General features: G+C 68.4%; 20 protein-coding genes and 1 pseudogene. 11 read left to right on the top strand and 10 right to left on the bottom strand.

The features are described 5' to 3' along the window. Nucleotides 1-20: 20 nt before the first annotated feature. Nucleotides 21-509 (bottom strand): hypothetical protein, encoded by a 489-nt coding sequence (locus tag ACLQ3F_RS12900; protein WP_425848844.1) that lies wholly within the window; start codon nt 507-509, stop codon nt 21-23. 281 nt (nt 510-790) lie between these two features. On the opposite strand from ACLQ3F_RS12900, the gene ACLQ3F_RS12895 reads away from it, so the two are divergent. Beyond that, nucleotides 791-2,941, top strand: coding sequence for a tetratricopeptide repeat protein (locus ACLQ3F_RS12895; protein ID WP_425848841.1), 2,151 nt, complete (start codon nt 791-793; stop codon nt 2,939-2,941). A gap of 99 nt (nt 2,942-3,040) precedes the next feature. On the opposite strand, the gene ACLQ3F_RS12890 is transcribed toward ACLQ3F_RS12895, so the two are convergent. Both ACLQ3F_RS12890 and ACLQ3F_RS12885 read right to left on the bottom strand, forming a co-directional pair. After that, complete coding sequence (locus ACLQ3F_RS12890; RefSeq protein ID WP_425848838.1) at nt 3,041-3,982, bottom strand: threonine/serine dehydratase; 942 nt, start codon at nt 3,980-3,982, stop codon at nt 3,041-3,043. Between the two features lie 16 nt (nt 3,983-3,998). Next, nucleotides 3,999-4,799, bottom strand: coding sequence for a proline hydroxylase (locus ACLQ3F_RS12885; RefSeq protein ID WP_357257430.1), 801 nt, complete (start codon nt 4,797-4,799; stop codon nt 3,999-4,001). Nucleotides 4,800-4,994: 195 nt separating this feature from the next. Here ACLQ3F_RS12885 and ACLQ3F_RS12880 point away from each other — a divergent pair, with 195 nt between their 5' ends. Further along, the gene (locus ACLQ3F_RS12880; RefSeq protein WP_425848834.1) at nt 4,995-5,243 is read left to right on the top strand and encodes a hypothetical protein; all 249 of its coding nucleotides are present in this window, start codon (nt 4,995-4,997) and stop codon (nt 5,241-5,243) included. A gap of 156 nt (nt 5,244-5,399) precedes the next feature. Next, nucleotides 5,400-5,765: pseudogene (locus ACLQ3F_RS12875) on the top strand (class I SAM-dependent methyltransferase); the annotation flags it as partial. A 209-nt stretch (nt 5,766-5,974) separates the two neighbouring features. Here ACLQ3F_RS12875 and ACLQ3F_RS12870 read toward each other — a convergent pair. Both ACLQ3F_RS12870 and ACLQ3F_RS12865 read right to left on the bottom strand, forming a co-directional pair. Next, entirely contained in the window at nt 5,975-6,148 is a 174-nt protein-coding gene (locus ACLQ3F_RS12870; protein WP_357196421.1) for a hypothetical protein, read from the bottom strand. Between the two features lie 411 nt (nt 6,149-6,559). Beyond that, entirely contained in the window at nt 6,560-6,886 is a 327-nt protein-coding gene (locus ACLQ3F_RS12865) for a hypothetical protein (RefSeq protein ID WP_425848832.1), read from the bottom strand. Between the two features lie 148 nt (nt 6,887-7,034). Here ACLQ3F_RS12865 and ACLQ3F_RS12860 point away from each other — a divergent pair, with 148 nt between their 5' ends. After that, on the top strand, nt 7,035-8,444 hold the full coding sequence (locus ACLQ3F_RS12860; RefSeq protein ID WP_425848831.1) for a helix-turn-helix domain-containing protein: 1,410 nt from the start codon (nt 7,035-7,037) through the stop codon (nt 8,442-8,444). On the opposite strand, the gene ACLQ3F_RS12855 is transcribed toward ACLQ3F_RS12860, so the two are convergent. Further along, nucleotides 8,445-9,011: an NUDIX hydrolase gene (locus tag ACLQ3F_RS12855; protein ID WP_425848829.1), complete on the bottom strand. Its 567-nt coding sequence runs from the start codon at nt 9,009-9,011 to the stop codon at nt 8,445-8,447. A gap of 409 nt (nt 9,012-9,420) precedes the next feature. Between ACLQ3F_RS12855 and ACLQ3F_RS12850 the strand changes: the two genes are divergently transcribed. The 3 genes from ACLQ3F_RS12850 to ACLQ3F_RS12840 all read left to right on the top strand — a co-directional run bounded on the left by ACLQ3F_RS12850 (nt 9,421) and on the right by ACLQ3F_RS12840 (nt 12,704). Then, a complete protein-coding gene (locus tag ACLQ3F_RS12850; RefSeq protein WP_425848826.1) occupies nt 9,421-9,630 on the top strand; it encodes a hypothetical protein in 210 nt (69 codons plus the stop codon). A 436-nt stretch (nt 9,631-10,066) separates the two neighbouring features. Then, nucleotides 10,067-10,774: a restriction endonuclease gene (locus ACLQ3F_RS12845; protein ID WP_425848823.1), complete on the top strand. Its 708-nt coding sequence runs from the start codon at nt 10,067-10,069 to the stop codon at nt 10,772-10,774. Next, a complete protein-coding gene (locus ACLQ3F_RS12840) occupies nt 10,764-12,704 on the top strand; it encodes a hypothetical protein (protein ID WP_425848822.1) in 1,941 nt (646 codons plus the stop codon). Before ACLQ3F_RS12845 ends, ACLQ3F_RS12840 begins: the two co-directional genes overlap by 11 nt. Before the next feature lie 500 nt (nt 12,705-13,204). Here ACLQ3F_RS12840 and ACLQ3F_RS12835 read toward each other — a convergent pair whose 3' ends face one another. The 3 genes from ACLQ3F_RS12835 to ACLQ3F_RS12825 all read right to left on the bottom strand — a co-directional run bounded on the left by ACLQ3F_RS12835 (nt 13,205) and on the right by ACLQ3F_RS12825 (nt 14,848). Further along, complete coding sequence (locus tag ACLQ3F_RS12835) at nt 13,205-13,459, bottom strand: Smr/MutS family protein (protein ID WP_007465523.1); 255 nt, start codon at nt 13,457-13,459, stop codon at nt 13,205-13,207. Between the two features lie 119 nt (nt 13,460-13,578). Then, complete coding sequence (locus tag ACLQ3F_RS12830; RefSeq protein WP_355005736.1) at nt 13,579-13,947, bottom strand: tetratricopeptide repeat protein; 369 nt, start codon at nt 13,945-13,947, stop codon at nt 13,579-13,581. A 130-nt stretch (nt 13,948-14,077) separates the two neighbouring features. Continuing rightward, on the bottom strand, nt 14,078-14,848 hold the full coding sequence (locus ACLQ3F_RS12825) for an ROK family protein (RefSeq protein ID WP_124860484.1): 771 nt from the start codon (nt 14,846-14,848) through the stop codon (nt 14,078-14,080). Between the two features lie 62 nt (nt 14,849-14,910). Between ACLQ3F_RS12825 and ACLQ3F_RS12820 the strand changes: the two genes are divergently transcribed. The 3 genes from ACLQ3F_RS12820 to ACLQ3F_RS12810 all read left to right on the top strand — a co-directional run bounded on the left by ACLQ3F_RS12820 (nt 14,911) and on the right by ACLQ3F_RS12810 (nt 18,026). Further along, nucleotides 14,911-16,548, top strand: a complete 1,638-nt coding sequence (locus tag ACLQ3F_RS12820; protein WP_425848820.1) for an ABC-F family ATP-binding cassette domain-containing protein — start codon at nt 14,911-14,913, stop codon at nt 16,546-16,548. Between the two features lie 38 nt (nt 16,549-16,586). Then, complete coding sequence (locus tag ACLQ3F_RS12815) at nt 16,587-16,895, top strand: hypothetical protein (RefSeq protein WP_357196436.1); 309 nt, start codon at nt 16,587-16,589, stop codon at nt 16,893-16,895. A gap of 405 nt (nt 16,896-17,300) precedes the next feature. Further along, entirely contained in the window at nt 17,301-18,026 is a 726-nt protein-coding gene (locus ACLQ3F_RS12810) for a methyltransferase domain-containing protein (RefSeq protein ID WP_357196439.1), read from the top strand. A 217-nt stretch (nt 18,027-18,243) separates the two neighbouring features. On the opposite strand, the gene ACLQ3F_RS12805 is transcribed toward ACLQ3F_RS12810, so the two are convergent. Then, nucleotides 18,244-19,740, bottom strand: a complete 1,497-nt coding sequence (locus ACLQ3F_RS12805; protein WP_425848817.1) for an amino acid permease — start codon at nt 19,738-19,740, stop codon at nt 18,244-18,246. Nucleotides 19,741-19,941: 201 nt separating this feature from the next. Here ACLQ3F_RS12805 and ACLQ3F_RS12800 point away from each other — a divergent pair, with 201 nt between their 5' ends. Beyond that, nucleotides 19,942-21,597, top strand: a complete 1,656-nt coding sequence (locus ACLQ3F_RS12800) for a glycoside hydrolase family 10 protein (RefSeq protein ID WP_425848815.1) — start codon at nt 19,942-19,944, stop codon at nt 21,595-21,597. Nucleotides 21,598-21,670: the final 73 nt, after the last annotated feature.

The raw sequence follows: 21,670 nt of genomic DNA, 5'->3' as shown, positions 1-21,670 counted from the left end.
CGGACCACCTTCTCCTCCGGTCAGCCCACCGGCTCCGGTTGGCCGGCACCGATCCGGTGCCAGCGATTACCGTCGTGGTCGGTGAAGGTGAGGCCCACCAGAACGGTGTCGGCCGGGCGGAGCCGATGCTCCGCCGCGACGGTGACGAAGAGGTCGTGGACGTCGCGGCCGGGAATCCGCCGGACCTGTTTCGCCGCCGCCAGCTCGACCGGTGGGGCGTCCGGATCGTCGGGCGGGACGAGCCGGGCCAGCACCACCACGTCCAGCACCGGGGCGTCGCTCTCGTTGGCCACCGCGACCCGCAGCACCGAGGTGCCGCGAATCTCGGCCACCGCCGAGACCAGCCGAGCCTGAGTGGCCCGGACCCGCAGATCGTCGTCGCGACGGGCACGGATTTCCCGCCGCAATCCGAGGTAGACGAAGAGCACGCTGGCAATGGAGCCGACCGCGCCGAACCAGTCCGGCACGGAACCCCAGTCGACGACGTCCTGGATTGGCGACCAGTTCATAAGTCCATCGTGGATGCCCGTGTCGAGTGCCGCGCACGGCGGATCGGCCGGAATCAGCGGCGAATTGGGAATTCCGGCGCTGATTTTGGTCAGCCGGGTGGCCTGAACGGAGAGTGTGCAACCCAGTACGGGGATGGATACGCTTGCTGTCGACATGGTGCGGATGGCAATCCCTCCGACTGTCCATCAGATGGACAGGATCTTTCGCCTCCGCCCCATTGTGAATTCGCCACCGAAGGGGGACCGCATTGACTGCGGACGTTCCACCCGAGGATGCCGGCGTGCCTCGGCCTGCCTATGACCGGCCGAGTCGGGTCTCCGTCGATCCACCGCTCGGGCGACTGGACAGCCCGCTGCACGGGCGTGACGACCTGATCGGCGAGATCATGCGGCCGGGGGCAGATGCCGGGGGCCGACCCGCTGTGCACATCCTGTGCGGCATGGGCGGGTCCGGCAAGAGCCACGTCGCGCTGGAGATCGCCCGTCGGGCCCGCGCCGACGGCCGGACGGTCTGGTGGGTGCAGGCGGGGCGGCTCAACTCCGGGATGCGGGAGGTGGTCAGCCAACTCGGCGCGTCGGAGACCCAGGTCGACCAGGCCTGGGCCGGCATGATCAGCGCCACCGACCTGGTGTGGCGCTACCTCAACCAGGCCGCGCAGCCCTGGCTGTTGATCTTCGACAGTGCGGACGAGCCCGCCAGCCTGGGCCCCACCGACGGAGTCCTCGCCGACGGCACCGGCTGGCTGCGCAGCCCGGAGGCCGAAGACGGCATGGTCATCGTGACCAGCCGGGACGGCAACCGGGCCACCTGGGGCACCTGGTCGGTGCTGCACCAGGTGCGCCCACTCGACGCCGACGCCGGCGCGAAGGTGCTCATCGACCGGGCCGGCGCCCAGGCCGGCGGCGCGGCCGACGCCCGGGAACTCGCCCGTGAGCTGGGCGGGCTGCCTCTCGCCCTGCGCGCCGCCGGCAACTACCTGCGGTCGGTAAACGCCAGTCCGGTCTGGCGGGGCTCATCCACGATCACCACCTTCGCCGACTACCGCACCGCCGTGCAGCGTCGGTTCCGCTCACCCCGCGACGCCGCCGACGTCGACCTCGACGAGTCCCTCGGCCTGGAGATCGTCCGCGAGGTCGACGACATCTCACTGGACCTGCTGGCCCGCCGCCAACTCCAACAGAGCCGACCACTGCTCAACGTGCTGGCCTGCCTGAGCATCTCCCCGGTGCCCTACGAGGTGGTGCTCAAGCCGGCCATCCTGGCCGAGTCGCCGCTCTTCAAGGGGCTCACCGGCCGCCAGCGGGTAAAGGTGCTGGAGGGCATCGGCAACCTGGCCCTGGTCGACTTCGACGTGCAGGAGGAGGTCACCGACCCCGCGTTCGCGCACGTGCTCTCGCTGCACCCACTGGTGCACGCGATGTTCCGCGACCGCGACGAGGTGCGTGAGCAGATCGCCGAATACCACGGGCTGGTCATGAAGCTGCTGCTCGCCGCCACCGCAGGGCAGAACCCGGACGACTCGGCGGCCTGGACCAACTGGGACGTGCTGGTGCCGCACCTGGTCGAGGCCGTGCGGGAATACCTCGTGCCGCAGAAACACAAGCACGACCCCGAGACGGTACGCCGCGCGCTGGAGCTGGCCCGACTCACCGCCCGCTACCTCATCGCGGTCGGCCTACCCGGCTCGGCCTTCGACATCCTCGACCCGATCGTGCGCGGTTGCGCCGCGTACGACCACGACCTGGACCGGCCGCAGGTGCTGGCGCTGCGCCACGAACTGGGCCGCACCTGGCTGGAGCGCAACCAGCCGGAGATGGCCGACCGGGTGCTCCGCGAGGTGATCGCTGACCGCACCAGGGTGCTGGGCAGCGACGACGCCGACACCCTCGCCAGCCGGCACAAGCTCACCAAGGCGATCATGGCGCAGCGGCAGTGGCCGGAGGCCGAGGTGGAGCTGCGGCAGATCGTCGCCGCCGAGGATCAGGTACGCGGCCCGGAACACTGGGACACCATGATCGTGCGGCACAGCCTGGCGCTGGCGGTGCTGGCCCAGCAACGGGCGCCTGAGGCCGAGGAGATGCTGCACGCCATCCTGGAGGTCCGCTACCGGTTGTGGCCGCTCAACCAACCGGAGACCTGGCAGGCCCGGCACACGCTGGCCCGCTGCATGCAGGCGCAGGACCGGTTCGCCGAGGCGGAAGCCGAGCTGCGCGCCACCCTGGCCACTGTGGAACCCCGGCACGCCGACCGCAGCGAGGTGCTCGCCATCCGATCCACCCTGGCCCTGGTGCTGCTACTCGAGGAGCAGGTCGACGCGGCGATTGAGGTGTACGAGCAGTTGCTGGCCGACCGTCGGCGACTCCTCGGCGACACCCACCTGGACACCCTCCAGGTGGAGCACGCCCTGCGCCGGCTGCGCGACGGCGACTGACCGTTCAGTGCAGCGCGGCCGGTCAGTGCGGCACGGCGGGCAATGCGGCGCGGCCGGCGGTACGGCCGGTCAGTGCGGCGCGGCCGGCGGTACGGCCGGTCAGTGCGGCGCGGCCGGGCCCAGGTCGCTCGGGTCGGTGTTGCCACCACAGATGATCACTGCCACCCGCTCCCCCGGCTGCGGCACGTACGCGCCGCCGACCAGCGCGGCCAGCGCGGCGGCGCCACCCAACTCGGCGGCGACCCGCAGCTCCGACCAGAGCAGCCGGCGCGCCCGCACCAGATCCTCGTCGCGGACCAGCACGGACACCACCTCGGTCCGGCGGGCGGTGTCGAAGGCGATCTCGCCGATCCGCCGGGCACCCAACGAATCGGTGGCGATGCCACCCACCTCGATGTCGACCGGACGACCCGCCTTCAGGGCCGAGTGCAGGGTGGGGATCTGCTCCGGCTCGACCGCCACGACGCGTACCGAGCCACCGAACCAACTGGCGATGCCGGACACCAGCCCGCCGCCGCCGACCGCCACCAGCACGGTGTCGATCCCGTCCACCTGCCGCTCCAACTCGCGGCCGACGGTGCCCTGACCGGCCACCACCTCCGGCTGGTCGTACGCGTGCACCACCAGCGCGCCGGTCTCCGCGGCCCGCTGCGTGCTCGCGGCCAGGGCCTCGGCGTAGTGCTGGCCGACCTGGCGTACCTGTGCGCCCAGCCCGGCCAACCGCTGCACCTTCACCGGCGAGGCGGTGACCGGCACGAAGACCTCCGCCGGCACGCCCAACGACCGGGCCGCGTACGCGACGGCGAGGCCATGGTTGCCACCCGAGGCGGCGATCACTCCGGACGAGGGCAGGGACCCCTGGAGCATCCGGTTGAACGCGCCGCGCGGCTTGAACGAGCCGGTGTGCTGATGCAGCTCCAACTTGAGACTGAGCTGCCCCGGCACACCCAGATCGGCGCCGTCGACGGCGATGACCGGGGTTTCCCGGACCCGCCCCTCGACAAGGGCCGCGGCCGCCTCGACGTCGCTTCTGTCCACCATGGGGAAACGCCCTTCACTACGACCAGAGGGCCAGTCGACCATCGTCGGTGAGCCCGACGAAACATCCTATGGAGATGCGTCGGCCATCCGACGCCTGACGCACCGTGTGATAGTGCCGCGGATCAAACAGAAATCCCTCCCCGAGCGTGGGGCGCAACGTCAACGACTGCGTGTCGGCGGCCACCGCCTCCTGGAAGCCGTACCCGCCGGGGATCCGCAGCGGCTCGTCGTCCGGCTGCCAGCGCCGCCGCCACAGCACTGTCTCACCACCGGCCGGTGGCACCCGGATGTAGATGTTGAACGCCAACTGGGCCACCACCTCGCTGTCGAGCAGCCGGCCCGCGTACTCCCGTACCGCGTCGTCGAAGTGCACCTGGAGCCCCGCGTTGATCTCGCGGACGATGCCGACGTGCATCTCCCGACCCTGCCGCCGCCCAGGTGCCACATCCGGCCAGGCACCGCGGAACGCGGCCAGGCACAGGTCCCGGGGCGAGTCCGACACGCCCAGCGTGGACCAGCTCTTCTCGGCCGCGCTGGCCGCGTCCCAGTAGTCCTCGCGGAGCTCCCCGGCGGACCGGTGGTCGTTGATGGCCGGCCCGAATTTGGCGACGACGGGAAAGACCCGGCTCTCGTCGTAGCGGTCCATCGGCGCGTTGGCGAGGGCGGCGGTGATCGCCTGACAGCGGGCCACGGAGAGCAACCCCGGCACCCGAACGGCGGCCAGCCGCCCCGCGATGAGCCCGGCGACATCCGCCCGGGTGATCGATTCTGATTCGACGGCGACGAACAAGGGATCGGTCCTGCTCGAATGCTGCACGGCGGTCCTCCCGAAACGAAGATCCCTCACCGGACTTGTCGCGCCCCCCGACCCGCGCACCGTGCAATGTACAAACCGCAGGCAAGACAAGGTGTACGCAGTTCCCGGGCGACGTGGCGCGGCCACCGCTACCATCGGCGCAACCGGGGTAAGTGGCACCGAACCGTACGGCGGAAGCTTTCCACCGATCGGGGAATGGTGACGATTCTCGGCGTGACGCATGATGCGACTAGTTCGAACGCTGACAAGGAGTTCGAGATGGCAGGCGCCGGCCCGACGGATCTTGACATGCACGTCGACCGCCTGGAAATGGCGCGTCGAATAGCCCGGGAAATGATCGAGTCCGACCATCAGGCCCTGGAGCTCGCCGTCCGACAGCGCCCCCAGTGCTGGTCCCGACGCCCGGCCGGCCACGGCTCCCGCGCCGACACCCTCGCGGGCTGACCCTTCCTCGCGCAACAGCGGATACTCCGCGATGCCCCGGTCACCGCCGGGACGGCGTGGTGATCATGTGATGAGAAGTAGGTCAAACTCGCCCCTGGAACCTACTTTTCATCACATGATCATGGATCGATCGAATGAGTCGGCAAGCGCCTACCTGCCTCAGCAGCGGTCCTCGACCTCGGGTGCGGCTGCGGGGTTCCCGTCGCCCGCTTCCTCACCAACGCTGGACACCGCGTGACCGGCGTGGATATCAGCGATGTGCAGATCGAGCGGGCGCGCCGCCTGGTGCCCAACGGCACCTTTGTCCGCGCCGACGCCACCTGGCTCGACCTGCCGCCAGCCTCGTTCGATGCCGTGGTCTGCCTGTACGCAGTCATCCACATGCCCCTGGCCGATCAACCGCAGCTCATCAAGAGCATCGCCACCTGGTTACGCCCCGGCGGCTGGCTGCTCACCACCGTCGGCAACAGCGCCTGGACAGGCACCGACGACAACTGGCTCGATGGCAACGCCACCATGTGATGGAGTCAAGCCGACGCCTCCAGTTACCGCTCATGGCTGCGACAGGCGGGGCTGGCAATCATCGCCGAGGACTTCGTCCCCGAGGGCAGCAGCGGGCACACCCTCTTCTGGGCGCAGCGACCACAGAGCTGACCTGGCCCGCGCCGCGGCTGCTCAGCCTGGCAATGCCCACGCTCCTCGTCGCCAGCCTCTGAGCGCCGCCGCTCCCATCAGATCAGCCGCTGGATGCGGACCTTCGGACGCTCGTTTCGCAGGTGGCCGTGTTTGTGCTGGCGAATCTGCTCGTCCCAGACGTCCTGGTCGTAGTCGGGGTCCGGCGGGATCCACTTGTGGGAGCCGTCGCTGTAGTGGAACTTCTCGTCACCCGCACGAAGGATGCTCATCGGGTCCAACCCAGGAAGCGACGGTGCAGAACTCCCGCCGGCACCCAGGTCATGTCTCGCGAGGCGCAGACCAGTTGAGCACCCATGTAGAGCGCCAGGGAGACGGCTGCGCCCTCGTACTCAGCGCGTAGTTCTTGCTGTCGGGTTCGGCAGGGCCAGGCCGCATTGCAGCCTCCGCAGGTCCAGATCGGCAGCACCGGGCCGTGGGTGGTCACCGTAGGTCGCCAATGAGGTGTACGAAGTGCGCCCGCCTCTGGAGCCAGCCCAGTCGCTCCGGGCAGGGATGCGGCCGGCCGCATCGGCACAGGTCGAGCCCGACCTCGTCGTGGCGGTTCAGAAGCTCGTCGGCAGCGGCGACTTGATTCTGGGCGTGGTCGATGAGGGCCGCCAGGCCGTAAATAGCAGCCATCCTCACTCCGTCAGACCCGCACGGCTACGGTGCCAACCTGCCTCCGCCATGACGGCGATGAGGTTGAGGTCACCCGTGGCGATCCGGCTCCGGGCGATATCGAGCCACAGCTGTGACGCGGCGGACTGCTCGCCGCTAGCGGTTCGCAGGCCTTCCACGGCGAGGCGTGCCAGGCGGCACGACACATGTTGGTCGTCGTGGACGCGGCCGACGATGAGGTAGTGGTCGGGGCGGTGGTCTTCCCACAGTGCTCGGCACAGACGCCACAGCAGCCGGTGGCGGCAGCCATCGGGCGGCTCGACTGGTGGGTTATCGATATCGAACAACATGCCCAAGACGGTCCTGCCGGCTGCGGCCTCTGGGCCATGTCCGCTAGCCATGTCACGGTGACATGAGCGGCTCGACCTGCGCGGGCACCAGACCTAGGCTCCAGGTTGAGCACGATGCGTAGTCAGTCGATGACGGGTAGGACCGGTTGTGCCAGTCGACCAGCTTCAGACTCCGGACGGCTTCTGGGCGCGGGAGGACGTCAGGACCGCAGTGCGTGTCCGCGACATCGGCAGTCTGTTCCGGCTGCTTGCCCGGCATACGGGGGCTAGTCAAACGCGTATCGGGGCCGTGGTCGGCCTGGAACAGGGCTATGTCAGCCGGGTGATCGCGGGCCGGAAGGTCACCTCCATCGACGTGCTGGAGCGGATCGCCGACGGCTGCGGTATGCCGGACGACACCCGGATGTCGCTCGGCCTCGCACCGCGCCACCAAGAACGTCACCCCATCCCCGGCAGCCCTAGGGGTGACGTGCCAAATGACCGATCCTGGCGTGAGGACGTCCGCGCCGCCACGCAGCTATGGGAAGGCGACGTGAACCGCCGAGACATGCTCCGTCAGACAGTGTTCAGCTCCGCTGGCTACACCCTTCCGGCGCTGCGCTGGTTCACCGCCCCCACGACTCAACCCGTCACACAGAAAGGTCACCGCTCAGTCGGTCAACCCGACATCGACACCATCCGCGAGATGACCTCCACCTACCGGCGACTCGACAACCAGCATGGGGGCGGCCACGCCCGCGAAACCCTCGCCCGCTACCTCAACCGCGAGGTCACGCCCCTGCTGACCGAGGGCCGCTACGATCCGGCGACCGGCCGAAAGCTCTTGGCCGCCGTCGCCGAACTGACTCAGCTCGCCGGTTGGCAGGCATACGACACGGCCGAACACGGCCTCGCTCAGCGCTACCTCACCCACGCCCTCAACCTCGCCCAAGCTGCCGACGACTCTGGGCTTGGCGCCGAAATCCTCGCCGCGATGAGCCACCAAGCCACCTACCTCGGTCACAACGCCAGCGGCGTCGACCTCGCTCGCGCCGCACGGCAGACGGCACAACGCGCCGGCCTCGCAGTGCTGACTGCCGAGGCGCTGGTCATGGAAGCTCATGCCCACGCCGCCGCACGCGACGAACGCGCCTGCACCACCGCACTGCACCAGGCAGAGCAGACCCTCGACAGGGCCGACCGCAGCAGCGACCCGCAATGGCTCGGCTACTTCGACGAGGCGTACCTGTCAGCCAAGTTCGGCCACTGCTTCCATGCCCTCGGCCGTTACCAGCAGGCCGAACGCTTCACCGCCCGCTCCCTGCAGATGGACGAACGCTACGTACGCGGAAAGGCCTTCAATCTCACTCTCCTCGCATCCATCCACGCCCATAACGGCGAGCCCGATCGCGCCAGCGTCATCGGGGCCAAAGCGCTCACGCTGACCTCTCAACTGCGATCAGCCCGAGCCGTCCGGTACCTACGCGACCTGCAAACCGAACTCACAGCGCACCGCCGCCGGCCAGCCGTTCGACACTTCATCAACCGTGTCGACGTGGCCCTCGGTCAACGCCGCTGACTACAGCTCACCCCGGGCTTTGCGCGCGACCAGCTCCAACACCGCGATCACCGTCCCGGATCCCACGATCTCACCCCGAGACACGAGGTCCCGCGCTTCCGTCAACGGCATCCAGGCCACCCGCTCGGCCTCGTTGACGTCCACCGGCGAACCGATATGTGTCGCCTCGCGCGCAAGGAACAACAAATTCTCCGCGTCCGCGGTCGCCACCCACGGCTGGAACGACAGCATCGGCTCCACCGCGCCCGGACGCCAGCCGGTCTCCTCCTCGACCTCCCGGACCGCACAGCTCGCCGGCTGCTCACCGTCGTCGACGTAACCCCCGGGCAACTCCCACACCCACCTGTCGAACACGAACCGGTGCCGCCGCATCAGCAGCAGGCGCTCCTGCTCGTCAAGCACCGCAACCATGGCTGACCGGGGCGCCCGGATCACGTACTGCTCGAAACGGACCCCGTCCGGCAGCTCCACCTCGGCGATGCTCAACCGCGCCCGCCGGCTGCCATCCACCACCCGCTCACCGTGAATCGTCCACCGCGTCGGCTCGGTACCCTGCTCCTCTGTCACCAGCCCAGTATCCGACCGCTGGCGCAGACGCACCGCCGCGCCACAAGACGAAGATCCATCCGACGCCAAACGGAACCGATCCTTCGAAGCTAGATGGAGTCTAACTTCGACCCGATCTACCTAGACGAAGGATCGGTGGCCGCACGGGCCGGTCGCCGCAGAACACTGGCCATTGGGCGCTATTTCCAGCGGTATCGATCCAGGGCAGGGGCGTAGGCGACCAAACCGGGCGACCTGGCATCTGAGCTGCTGCGGGACCTGGCATGGATGGTCAACGATGGTCACTGCTGACTCTCGTTAGACGGCCTGGAAGCGGCATGATCTTGGTGCTGCTAGTCGGACAGGGACGGACGTGAGACTGGGAGTTCGGGGCCATCTTGGGCTCGCCCCCCTCGCTATGGTGAGCGACATGGATCTCCGGTACACCCGTAGCGGATCAACCCGAGTCGGCGGCAACGTGGCGCTTGGAGCCGGTCTGCTGATCGCCCTGCTCATGGTCAGTCCGGAGAACCCTCAAACCGGCGGGTACGTCCTGGCCGGCGCGCTCGTGCTGACGGGTGTGGGACTACGAGTCGAAGCAGCGCTCATCGCCTTGCACGAACAGCGCGGCGGCCGATGATCCCGGAGATTTGAACCCCTTACACCTTCAAGCTTGATAGATCATTGACTATCGGACAGATTGCCGGGCTGACCTGGACAACCATCGCCAACGCCTCTCGACGTTTGACACGGCTTCTCGGTCCCGGTTGCGCCGGATCTGTGCCGAGCGATCTTCGTCCCAGGACGACTGCTTGACCCCAGAGAACGGCACCGGGGTGCCGTCCGCCTCGCACCGCCTGTCGACGGCCTGATGGTGGTCACCGTGGTTCCGCTTGGTGTCGTCGGTTGCTGTACTCCCTGCTGTACTGCGTGACCCAGCATCGTCCGTCGGTCGGGCTAGCGAATGCAGGCCGCGATGTAGCACTACCGCGAGGACTGGCACAGCAAGTGTCGGGATAGCGACAAATGACAAGCGACTTGCTGTTGCGGTAGGGCTTTCAGCCGATAATTCACTAGTGACGCCTCAACGCCGAAAGCTCGATCTGCCCGATACTGAGCAGGCACGCCTATTCGATTCCCTCGACCCTGCGCCAGCGTTGGCCGTACCGCCGGGAGGATACGCGCCGCTTGCGCGCCCCAGACCGAGTCGTTTGCCCTTTGAGGCCATGTCGCCGTATGACTTCGAGGCGCTCATTGCAGAGGTAGCCACGATGGTGGACGGCCACCGGGAGGCCCGGCTGTACGGTAGGTCCGGCCGGGCTGACGATGGTCGGGATGTGATTGCCACCGATGACGGTATGACGTATTTCGCATACCAATGTAAGCGTGTGGCACAATTTGACGGAGCTGCCCTACGACGCGCAGTCACGGCATTCGAGGTCCGGCAGCCGTTCGTCGTCACTAGTTTCATCGTGGTTGTGGCATGCATCGTCGACGCAAAAGACATTGAGACCGATCTGATCGAACTTCGGGCTGCGAGGTCCGGTCTAGATATTCAGGTTCGAGACGGCTGGGATCTGTCCAGGTCGCTACGAGAGTTTCCGACCGTTGTCGAAACCGCGTTCGGGCCTGCCATCCGCCGGGACTTCTGCAATGACGAGGCGTCATCGAGAGTGCCGAGTAGCGGTCCAATGACTGCCACGGTGGCGGAGGGCGGTATTTCCATTCAGGCTGGCCGAGACATCAACGGAGCGATGCATTTCGGACAGAGCAGTGGAAGGTGACGACAGCTCCGGCGCCGATATTGGGGCAATGATCGCCGAAGCTGGCCCTAATGCAACCATCCTCCAAGCGCGCCGTGATTTGAACGTTACCTACGTGCGTGCTCGAGTGCCGCGCGTAGTGGTCAGTTCTAGAGACGTTAATGTCGCCGTTCATGCCTTCAGCCCACCGCAAGGCTACGAGCGGGCAGAACACATTCTTTGGCGCGGGCATGGCGCGGGCGTAGTTGTGCTAATGGGGGAGCCCCGCACTGGGCGGCAAACTTGTGCGTTGTCAGTGTTGTGTCTCGGCACTGCTCAGCCCGTCCATAGGCTGAACGTGACCTGGGGAGAGTATGATTTTCGTGATCTCCCGCGAGAAGTAAATGCTCGGTACTTGCTTGACATTACTTACGCAGAGGAATTATCCGACGACTTTGCCGCCAATCTGCGTGATTATGGCCGCGAACTGGAGGCGGTGAACGCAAAGCTAGTCGTCATCGCGAGCACCGCAATCTGGCAACAGTACGCCGACGAGCTTGCCGACATTACGGCGTCTATTGGCCAACCTCAGGTCCTCGAAGTCTTGCGGGTTCGGTTGGATTATCAGGCGCGACGCACTGCCATGCCTGGAGGGGAGCTCCTAGATGTCCAGGCTCTAGCGGGGATCGTCGAAGCGTTGAAGGACAGCGATGCCCCGCCAGACTACGGCGTTGCCCTCGCATTTGACATAAGCGCGCATTCGGAATCGCAAGAGGAATTGCTGCGCTTTGCCGCGTCATGGAAGCGCTGGAATCGGTACATTGTTGACCATCTCGCCAAGGACGTGCCGGGTAGTGCGGGCGAGCGGATTTTGCTAATAGCCGCAGCGATTCTGGGCGGAGCAACGGTCGAAACGCTTTCGGAAGAGGCCGGCGCCCTGAGTGAGAAACTTGGCATAGCGGTTGATCCTACGAGAACGCTTGAGGGTGCCGACATACGTCAACAGCTCGCCAAGGTAGGGGCGCGCAGAATCGGCGACCGGATTTATTTATCGGCCCGAGGTGCAGACCATGACGAAGTTATTGACTACCTTTGGGAGCAAAGACCTAACATTAGGAAGGCACTCTTTTCCTGGATTACCGACATGTCAGCGCGCAAACCTACTGACAGCGCTGAGAGCCGTCGGCTTATCGAAGTGGTTCATCGTCTAGCGTCCCGTCACCGATGGGTATCCGCAATTGATGTGCTTTTCAACTTGTTGAGCGGTAATCGTGATCAGAATCGGCGGGCTTATGCGGCTCTCGCTGGGCTCTTAGAGGATCCGCACGTCGGCCAGGCATTACAGAAGCGCCTTTACGATTGGGCCGGCGGCAGCCGAAATCTCGTCGAAGTAGCCCGGCTCTGCGGCGGCAAGGTTGGCGACAATTCATTCACCGTTGCCGTCGTGCGGTTGCGTCGCGTTGCTAGTCGAGCGCAGACCGCTGCAGTCCGACTGGCTGTACAAGATGCATTGCGTTCTCATGTTGAGAGGACGAAATTGACTAGGGTGCTTTCGGTAGTTGAACAATGGCCCCAGCACGAGAGAACGATCGCACTGACAGGGCTTCTCGATCCCGAGTGGCTGTACAAGGCGGGCCATCTCAATACCCGTTCGGGTACTCAAGGCGAGCTAGGTCTTCTTGACCCCCTGGCTGATGCCTGGCTGTGGCTCATCAACGACCCGGCTGCGAGCGAGTTCAACACGCAACTTATTCGTGGTTGGGGACGACTAGCAGATCTCCATCCGGAAGCTCGCTCTCTAGCCGTGGAACTGCTTGCGACTGTCGTTGGGGCCGATCAGCCCAATCCCCCCATAGCGACAATCTTCCAGCAGCTATCCCCCGATATGTCTGCGGCAGTCATTGACTGCCTGAAAGGCAAACATGGCATCGAGTCGGTCGAGAGTAGAACGGATATGGGGGCTGATATCTGACCGCGCCGTCGCAGCTGAGCCTTTTCCTGTACACATCCCGCTGCACCGGGCAGCCATCCCGTCGGCCTTCGTCCGCACACCGTGGAGTGGGTGGGGCCTGCCCGGTCAAGGTGGAGCACCCAGCGGCTGAACGACCTTGACCGGGCAGGCCCCACCTGCTCGGCTCTGCCCGGACGGAGGTTGTCGGGATGGCACCACATCCCAGAGCGCCCGAGCGCCCCGCCGGAGGCACTGTCCGTGTCCCGACCAGCTTGAAGCCCCGGAGCTGCCATCGATCATGGCGGCCCAGGGCTTCTTCGTATGTCGCGCCGCCGGCGGGCTGTCACCGATCGCGCCGTGGCCGCAGGCCTAAGGCGCGAGCGGCGGGCCAGCGGCCCGGCCCAGGTTCGGCGGCGCGAGCGGTCCGCGAAGCGGGCCGCCATGACGGCCTGGACACGGCATGATCATGGCTCGACGGCCTTGGCAGAGCCTTGAGACGCAGGTCAGAGGCGCTGCCGTCGCTACTTCCAGCGGAAGTGGACGAAGAGGCGGCCGAAGTTCTTCGAGTCCTTCTCCACGCGGTGGTAGAGCTGCTTGACGTCCTTCTGGTCGAGGAACCGCAGCACCCGCTTCTTGAGCTGGCCGGACCCCTTGCCGGGGATGATCTCGACGAGGGTGGCCTTCTTCGCCACCGCCTCGTCCATGATCCCGCGCAACGCCCGGTCGATGTCCTGGCCCTTGTTGAAGATCTCGTGCAGGTCCAGCTTGAGCTTCATGCCGCAGCCCCCGGCCGGTCAGGTCCCATGTCCGCCATCCTAGGCACGTCCGCCAGGTCGCCCGACGACGACGAAGGGGCGGCCCCGAAGGACCGCCCCTGCCACGTCGACCCGCGCGCTCAGCGTCGGCCGCCCACTCGGGTCTCCACCCGCTCCAGCGCGGTCCGGTAGTCGTCGTTGGCCGCGTACATCGCTGCGGCGATCCGCAGGTGCCGCAGCGCGTCAGTGTGCCGGTTCAGCCGCTCCAGCGTCCGACCGAGCACGTGGTGCGCGTAGTGGTCGCTCGGGTCCCGTTCGACCAGCTCACGCAGGTGCTCCTCGGCCCGGTTGAGCTGGGCCGACTGGAAGTACGCCCGGGCCAGCAGTTGCCGGACCGCAGCGTTGCCGGGCTCGGCGTCGATGATCGGCTCCAGCAGTCGGGCTGCACCGCTGGGGTCACCGGTCTCGAAGAACATGGTCGCCCGCCGGTAGTCCGCCAGAAGATCCATCTGCCACCTCCTCGGGTCGCACCGTCACCTGTTCCGACGCTGGCACAACACCGAACGTTTGGCGACTGTTCCCGGGGTCGAGATCGGGTCACTTCCGGCCGCTGATGGCCGCCGAAGAGGCGTCGAAGGGTCAGGTGCGGGCGTTGCGTCGTCCGGCGGAAAGTTCCCAAGCGCGGACACCGCCGACGATTCCGGCGGTGTTCGGCACCACCACCACGTCGTCGCCCATCCGGGCCAGCTGCTCGGGCCGGATCAGTCGGGAGTTGCCCCCACCCAGGTAGAGCCGGTCCCAGCGGAACACGGGGCGGAGCCCGTCCACCACCTGCCGGATCCGACGGGACCAGAAGGCGTCGCCGAGCCGACGCCGTTCCGGCTCGCCGACGTACGTGTCGTAGGTGGTGCCCCAGCGCACGGGCGCGTGCGACAGCTCCAGGTGCGGTGCGAGCACCCCGCCGTCGAAGAGCGCGCTGCCCAGCCCTGTCCCCAGGGTCAGCACCAACTCGCAGCCGGTGCCGGCGACCACTCCGGCACCGTGCACCTCAGCGTCGTTGAGCACCAGCGCCGGCACCCCGAACGCGTCGGCCAGCGCGCCGCGCGCGTCCCAGCCGGACCACTCGGCGAGCAGGTCCGGGTCGACCCGGCTGCGGGGGCCGCTGCGGGTCACGTAGTGCGGCGTGCTCACGACCACTCCGTGCCGGATCATCCCGGGTACGCCGACAGTGAGCCGGTCCGCCGTTGGCAGGCGCCCGCCGAGATCCAGCAGGGTCCGGACAAACAGCGCGGGCGGCAACGGGTACGGGGTGGGCACCCGCAACGGCCGGGCCCGCATCGTTCCCGCCTCGTCGAGCACGGACGCCTTGATGCCCCCGCCGCCACAGTCGATCGCCAGTGTGGTCACCACGTCGTTGAGTCTGCCCGCTGGGGAGCGGTGATATGCAGGCGGCCGGATAGGCTGCCGTCCTGATGAGCGCCACGATGATCGTCAAGGACCTGGCCGCCGGGCACGGCGACCGCCCGCTCTTCGCCGGATTGGACCTGGTGGTCGCCCCCGGCGACGTGGTCGGGCTGGTCGGGCCGAACGGGGCCGGCAAGTCGACGCTGCTGCGTACCCTCGCCGGGTTGTTGCCGGTCGAGGCTGGCAGCGTGCGACTCAGCCCACCCACCGCGAGCGTGGGGCACCTGCCGCAGGAGCCGGAACGGCGACCGGGCGAGACGGTACGGGACTTCCTGGCCCGCAGGACCGGGGTGACCGCCGCGCAGGCGGCGTTGGACGCGGCGACCGAGGCGCTGACAGCCGGGGCGGCGGGCGCCGACGACGCGTACGGCGATGCCCTGGAGCGCTGGCTCGCCCTCGGCGGCGCGGACCTGGACGAGCGCGCCGAGCAGGTGAGCGCCGACCTGGGGCTCGCGGTCGACCTGGACCATCCGACGACCGGGCTCTCCGGCGGTCAGGCGGCCCGGGCCGGGCTGGCGTCGCTGCTGCTCAGCCGGTACGACGTGTTCCTGCTCGACGAGCCGACCAACGACCTGGACCTGGCCGGGCTGGAGCGGCTGGAGGAGTTCGTCACCGGGCTGCGCGCCGGCACGGTGCTGGTCAGCCACGACCGGGAGTTCCTCACCCGCACTGTGACCCGTGTGTTGGAGCTGGACCTGCCGCAGCAGCAGGTCAACCACTACGGCGGCGGCTACGCGGCGTACCTGGAGGAGCGCGACGTGGCCCGCCGGCACGCCCGCGCGGACTTCGAGGAGTACGCGGAGACCAAGGCTGGGCTGGAGGCCCGGGCCCGGACCCAGCGTGGCTGGATGGAGAAGGGCGTCAAGAACGCCCGCCGCAAGGCCACCGACAACGACAAGATCGGCCGCAAGTTCCGAGCCGAGTCGAGCGAGAAGCAGGCCGCCAAGGCCAAGCAGACCGATCGGCTGATCGAACGGCTCGACGTGGTCGAGGAGCCCCGCAAGGAGTGGGAGCTGCGGATGGAGATCGCCGCCGCGCCCCGCGCCGGCGCCGTCGTGGCCACGCTGCGCGGAGCCGTGGTACGCCGCGGTGGCTTCACCCTCGGCCCGGTCGACCTCCAGATCGACTGGGCGGACCGGGTCGCGGTGACCGGGGCGAACGGCTCGGGCAAGTCCACCCTGCTGGCCGCGCTGCTGGGCCGGCTGCCGCTGGACGAGGGCACCGCCTCGCTGGGGCCCGGCGTGGTGATCGGCGAGGTGGACCAGGCCCGCGGGCTGTTCCTCGGCGACATGCCGCTGATCGACGCGTTCGAGGCGGCCGTACCTCACCTGTCGCCGGCGGACGCGCGGACCCTGTTGGCCAAGTTCGGCCTGCGGGGGGCGCACGTGCCCCGGCCGGCGGCCACCCTCTCCCCCGGTGAGCGGACCCGGGCCGCGCTGGCCCTGCTCCAGGGCCGTGGGGTCAACCTGCTGGTGCTGGACGAGCCCACCAACCACCTGGACCTGCCCGCCATCGAGCAGCTGGAATCGGCGCTGGCCAGCTACCCCGGAACGCTGCTGCTGGTCACCCACGACCGGCGGATGCTGGCCGCCATCGAGACCAACCGGCGACTGCGGGTCGACGCCGGGCGGATCGCCGAGGATTGATCCGTGCCCGCGGGCCGGCGCGGGGTGAGAATGACGCCATGCTCAAGTGGGAGTACGCCCTGCTGGTCCGCCGCCGCCAGGCCGCGACCACCGACCTCGGCTGGGAGGTCGTCTTCGTCTGGTACGGCCCGGACGGCTCGATGGTCGACGTGACGCCGTACGGCGACACCTCGCTGGCCCACCTGAACCGGGCCGGCGATCAGGGCTGGGAGTTGGTCGCGATGAGCGAGGACCCGTCCCTGCCCGGCAACCACGAACTGCACCGCTACCACCTGAAGCGGCCGAAGCCCGCCGACCCGCCACCCCGCCAGCGAATGCGCGGCGGCCGACGCACCATCTCCGGCTGACCCGACCGCTCCGGGGCGACCCCCTCCCCGGCCGGCGGCGAGGCGACCTGCCCTCCGTGCGTCGGGGTCAGCCGCGTGGACCGCTTCGCGGCTCAGCCGGTGCCGGGCGCGAAGCCGGTGCCGGCCGCTCAGCCGGTGCCGGCCGCTCAGCCGATGCCGGCGCGAAGCCCGTGCCCAGCGTGAAAGGCGTGCCGGCCTGAAGCGCATGCCGGCCTGAAGCGCCTGCCTGGGTTGACCCTGATGTCGTGGAGTCATCGTGATGACTGTGTGACATCACGATGACTGCGCATCTGCCCGCAAGGCGCGACACGCGCGTGGGCGGACCGCGCCTCAGCGGTCGGCGAGGTGGACGAGTGGGGCATAACGCGCGGGATTGCGGGTATCGCGCGGCGGGAGGTGGCCCGAATGGTCGCTTTGGCACAGACTCCGCCCTCGGCCGACCGGCTGCGGGCGATAGATGATTTCCTCGCCCAGGCATGGGCGGATCAGGTCCAGCATGATGATCGGTTGCGGGGCCTGGCGGTCGAGGTGAGGTTCGACCGGGGGGTGGCGCATCTGAGCGGTGATGTCGCCGAGCCCGCCCAGCTACGGCTGGTGCGGGACCTGGTCGGACGGCTGGCCGGTGTCTACGGCGTCTGGTGCCGGGTCGGCATCGGCGGGCGGGCACCGGTGGTGGTGGACCTGGGTTGTGGGCCGACCAAGCAGTGGTCGAGCAACCTGGGGCTGGACATCTACCCGGCGCCCGGCGTGGATGCGGTGGCGGACCTGTCCGGCTCGCTGCCGCTCGCCGACAACTCGGTGGACGTCCTCTTCGCGGTGCACATCCTGGAGCACCTGATCGACTTCCTGCCGCTGGTCGACGAGTGTCACCGGGTGCTCCGCCCCGGTGGGGTGCTGCACGTGATGAGCCCCTGGTGGGGGCATGTGAACGCGGTGGCCGACCCGACTCACGTCCGGCTGATGGACGTGCAGACCTTCAAGGGGATCTGCCAGTTGCGGCCACCGGGGACACCGCGCTGGTACCCACTGCACGCGGGCTGCGACGGCGCCTCGATCTTCGCCGACCTGACGCCGCTCCCCCCGGACGCCGACCCGGCACCCCAGTCCCACCTGGCCCGCTTCTTCGACTAGCGGATCCGGGTGGACTCGCGGAGTTCCTGGGCGGGGCCGGTGCGGTCACCGTCCAGGCGATTGGCGAGGAGTTGGACGGCCAGGCGGGCGACGGCCCCGCATCGCGGCCGCGCCGTCCGCGCGGTGCCAGGCCGGCGCGGACGCCACCAGGGACTGGTCATGGCTGCGCGGGTCGCGCGGAAGGGCCCCGCCGATCGGGCCCTTCCGCACCTTCGGGTCAGGCAGTCGGCTCACGGGGGGTCGGAGCGACGGCGGGCTCGTGCTGGGCCAGCCGGTTGCGGCGGTAGCCGTAGCCGAAGTAGATCAGCGCGCCGAGCAGCATCCAGGCCAGGAACCGCAGCCAGGTCTCCACGGACAGGTTGAGCATCAGGTAGAAGCAGGCCAGCGCCGAGACGATCGGCAGCACCGGTGAGAACGGCACCCGGAACGGCCGCTCCAGGTCCGGCCGCTTGCGGCGCAGGATCGGCACGGCCAGCGAGACGAGGACGAACGCGCAGAGCGCGCCGATGCTGACCAGGTCGGCCAGCGCGGACAGCGGCAGGAAGCCGGCCAGCAGCGCGACCGCCACCGTCATGATCGCCGAGATCCGGTACGGGGTGCCCCAGCGCGGGTGCACCTTCGCGATCGAGGGCGGGATCAAGCCGTCCCGGGCGATGGCGAAGCCGATCCGGCCCATCGCCACCAGGTCGACCAGGATGACGCTGGTCAGGCCCGCGACCGCGGCGATGGAGACCAGCACTGCGGCCCAGCCCGCGCCGACCGACTCGAAGGCCGACGCGATCGGGGCGCCCCGGTCGATCTCGGTGTACGGCACCATCCCGACCACCACCAGCGAGACGCCGATGTAGAGCACAGTGGAGATCAGCAGCGTGCCGAGCAGACCCAGGGTGAGGTCCCGCTTGGGCTTGCGCGTCTCCTCGCCCAGGTTGGCAACGGCCTCGAAGCCGGTGTACGCGAAGAAGACCACGGCGGCGGCGCTGAGCACCCCGACGAAGCCGAAGACCGACGGCTCAAGCCCGAAGAGCGCCTGGGTGACCGGCTGCTTGATGCCGTCGTCGCCACTCCCGGCGGGCTCGGCCGGCGGGATGAACGGGGTGAGGTTGGCGGCCTTGACGAAGAACAGCCCGGCTACCACCACGAAGACGCAGATGGCCACCTTGACCAGCACCAGCAGGTTGGTGATCCGGGCGGATTCCCGGATGCCGACGATCGCCACGACGCCGAGGATCAGCACGATGGCGATGGCGCCCACGTTGACGGTGCTGCCCTCCTCGCCGAACCATCGGGTCGGCAGGTCGAGCAGTTCGGCGAGGTAGCCGGACCAGCCTCGGGCCACCACCGCGGCGCCGAGCGCGAACTCCAGCAGCAGGTCCCAGCCGATGATCCAGGCGACGATCTCGCCCATCGTGGCGTACGCGTAGGTGTAGGCGCTGCCGGCGGTCGGCACGCTGGAGGCCAGCTCGGCGTAGCAGAGGGCGGCGAGCAGGGCCACCACGCCGGCGATGGCGAAGGAGATCACCACGCCCGGCCCGGCGCTGTCCCGGGCCTCGATTCCGGTGAGCGTGAAGATGCCGGTGCCGATCACGATGCCGATGCCGAAGCCGGTGAGGTCGGTCGCGCCGAGCCGTCGCTTCAGCCCCAACTGGCCGTCGCTGCCGTCCGCCTCGCCCTGGGCTATCACGTCCTTGATTGGTTTTGTGCGCAGCACGGACACCCGGTCACCCCTCCCACCGTGCGACCACCCCGTGGCGGCCGGTGACCGGCGTTGCTACCCAGCGGAGCGATTGGTCAACCACGAACTCTTGCGGCGTCGGCGAGATTGTGAAAATTTCCTACCAGCGACGCGGACATCGACGGCGAATCTTGCCATGCACCGCGCGAAACATCCGGGAGCCCCAACGAAGGGACACACCGCATGAAAGCCACCCGACTCGGAGTCGCCGGGCTGGTCACAGCCCTGCTCGGTACGTTCGTCACCGCCACCCCCGCGAGCGCCGCGCCCAGCGCGGCCGACACCACCACCACCTGCGCCACCGACCCGGCCACCCCGAAACGGCAGTTCCGGGCCATGTGGATCTCGTCGGTGGTCAACATCGACTGGCCCAGCAAGGCGTCCCAGAGCAGCCCCGACCGGATCGCCGCGCAGCAGGCCGAGTACCGCGAGCTACTCGACCTGGCCGGGCGACTGCACCACAACGCCGTCGTGGTGCAGGTCCGGCCCACCGCCGACGCGCTCTGGCCCTCACCGTACGAGCCCTGGTCGGAGTACCTGACCGGAGTACGCGGCCAGGACCCGGGCTGGGACCCACTGGCCTTCCTGGTCGACGAGTCGCACAAGCGGAACCTGGAGTTCCACGCCTGGTTCAACCCCTACCGCGTCTCCATGCCGGCCCCCGGTGGCGCCGGCGCGGACCTCGCCCAGCTCGCCCCCGGCCACCCGGCCCAGCAGCACCCCGACTGGACCTTCGCCTACCCACCGGCCGGCGTGGCCGGCAGCCGGCTCTACTACAACCCCGGAATCCCCGAGGTACGCGAGTTCGTCCAGACCGCCATGATGGACGCCGTCAAGCGGTACGACATCGACGGCGTCCACTTCGACGACTACTTCTACCCCTACCCCAGCGGCACGTACCAGGTGCCGGACGACGCGACCTTCGCGGCCCACAACCGGGGCTTCACCGACCGGGCCGACTGGCGGCGGGACAACATCAACCTGCTGATCCAGGAGATGAACGGCAAGATCAAGGCGGCGAAGCCGTGGGTGAAGTTCGGCGTCAGCCCGTTCGGCATCTGGCGTAACAAGACCGCCGACCCGCTCGGTTCGGACACCACCGGCAGCCAGTCGTACGACATCATCTCCGCCGACACCCGTAAGTGGATCAAGCAGGAGTGGATCGACTACGTGGTGCCGCAGCTCTACTGGTACATCGGCCAGTACCCAGCCGCCGACTACGCGCGCCTCGTGCCGTGGTGGGCCGAGACGGTGCGCGGCACCCGCGTGCAGCTCTACATCGGCCAGGCCGACTACAAGAGCGGAGACCCGGCGTACGGGCCGTACTGGCAGAACCCGCGTGAGCTGTCCGACCACCTGACGCTCAACCGGTCGTACCCGGAAGTGCAGGGCAACGTGCACTTCTCCGCGGTGCAGGTGCGGGCCAACCGGCTCGGCGCCACCGACATCTACGCGGGTGAGCACTACTCCCGGCCGGCGCTGGTGCCGGCCATGCCCCACCTGCCGTCGCGGCCGCTGCTCTTCCCGGTGGTCACCAAGGCGACCCGGCAGGCCGACGGGGTCCGGCTCACCTGGCGCCAGCCCGCCGACGGCGTCGGCCCGCTCGGCACCGCCACCTCGTACGCGATCTACCGGTTCGACGGCACCACAGTGCCCGGCCGGTGCGCCACTGCCGACGCCGCGCACCTGGTCGACACCGTCCGGGCCACGCCCGGCAGCGCCCAGTCCTGGGTGGACACCTCGGCCGAGTCCGGTCGGCGCTACACCTACCAGTTGACCGCGGTGGACCGGTCGGCCAACGAGAGCCCCGCCAGCCCGCCGGCATTCGTCCTGCGCTGACCGTTCTCTCTGAATGCCCCGGACACCCCGTGCGTCCGGGGCATTCGTCTGTTTCGACGCATGTCACCAATAG

The sequence above is a fragment of the Micromonospora sp. DT15 genome (assembly GCF_049841475.1).
GTDB lineage: Bacteria > Actinomycetota > Actinomycetes > Mycobacteriales > Micromonosporaceae > Micromonospora.
This window is presented reverse-complemented; position numbering and strand designations above follow the sequence as displayed.

Excerpts from the sequence above, each read along its gene's own strand:
- ACLQ3F_RS12820 (WP_425848820.1), top strand. The coding sequence starts at position 14,911 with ATGAGCGCCACGATGATCGTCAAGGACCTGGCCGCCGGGCACGGCGAC.
- ACLQ3F_RS12800 (WP_425848815.1), top strand. The coding sequence starts at position 19,942 with ATGAAAGCCACCCGACTCGGAGTCGCCGGGCTGGTCACAGCCCTGCTC.
- ACLQ3F_RS12815 (WP_357196436.1), top strand. The coding sequence starts at position 16,587 with ATGCTCAAGTGGGAGTACGCCCTGCTGGTCCGCCGCCGCCAGGCCGCG.
- ACLQ3F_RS12835 (WP_007465523.1), bottom strand. The coding sequence starts at position 13,459 with ATGAAGCTCAAGCTGGACCTGCACGAGATCTTCAACAAGGGCCAGGAC.
- ACLQ3F_RS12870 (WP_357196421.1), bottom strand. The coding sequence starts at position 6,148 with ATGAGCATCCTTCGTGCGGGTGACGAGAAGTTCCACTACAGCGACGGC.
- ACLQ3F_RS12810 (WP_357196439.1), top strand. The coding sequence starts at position 17,301 with ATGGTCGCTTTGGCACAGACTCCGCCCTCGGCCGACCGGCTGCGGGCG.
- ACLQ3F_RS12900 (WP_425848844.1), bottom strand. The coding sequence starts at position 509 with ATGAACTGGTCGCCAATCCAGGACGTCGTCGACTGGGGTTCCGTGCCG.
- ACLQ3F_RS12890 (WP_425848838.1), bottom strand. The coding sequence starts at position 3,982 with ATGGTGGACAGAAGCGACGTCGAGGCGGCCGCGGCCCTTGTCGAGGGG.
- ACLQ3F_RS12865 (WP_425848832.1), bottom strand. The coding sequence starts at position 6,886 with ATGTTGTTCGATATCGATAACCCACCAGTCGAGCCGCCCGATGGCTGC.
- ACLQ3F_RS12850 (WP_425848826.1), top strand. The coding sequence starts at position 9,421 with ATGGATCTCCGGTACACCCGTAGCGGATCAACCCGAGTCGGCGGCAAC.
- ACLQ3F_RS12830 (WP_355005736.1), bottom strand. The coding sequence starts at position 13,947 with ATGGATCTTCTGGCGGACTACCGGCGGGCGACCATGTTCTTCGAGACC.
- ACLQ3F_RS12880 (WP_425848834.1), top strand. The coding sequence starts at position 4,995 with ATGGTGACGATTCTCGGCGTGACGCATGATGCGACTAGTTCGAACGCT.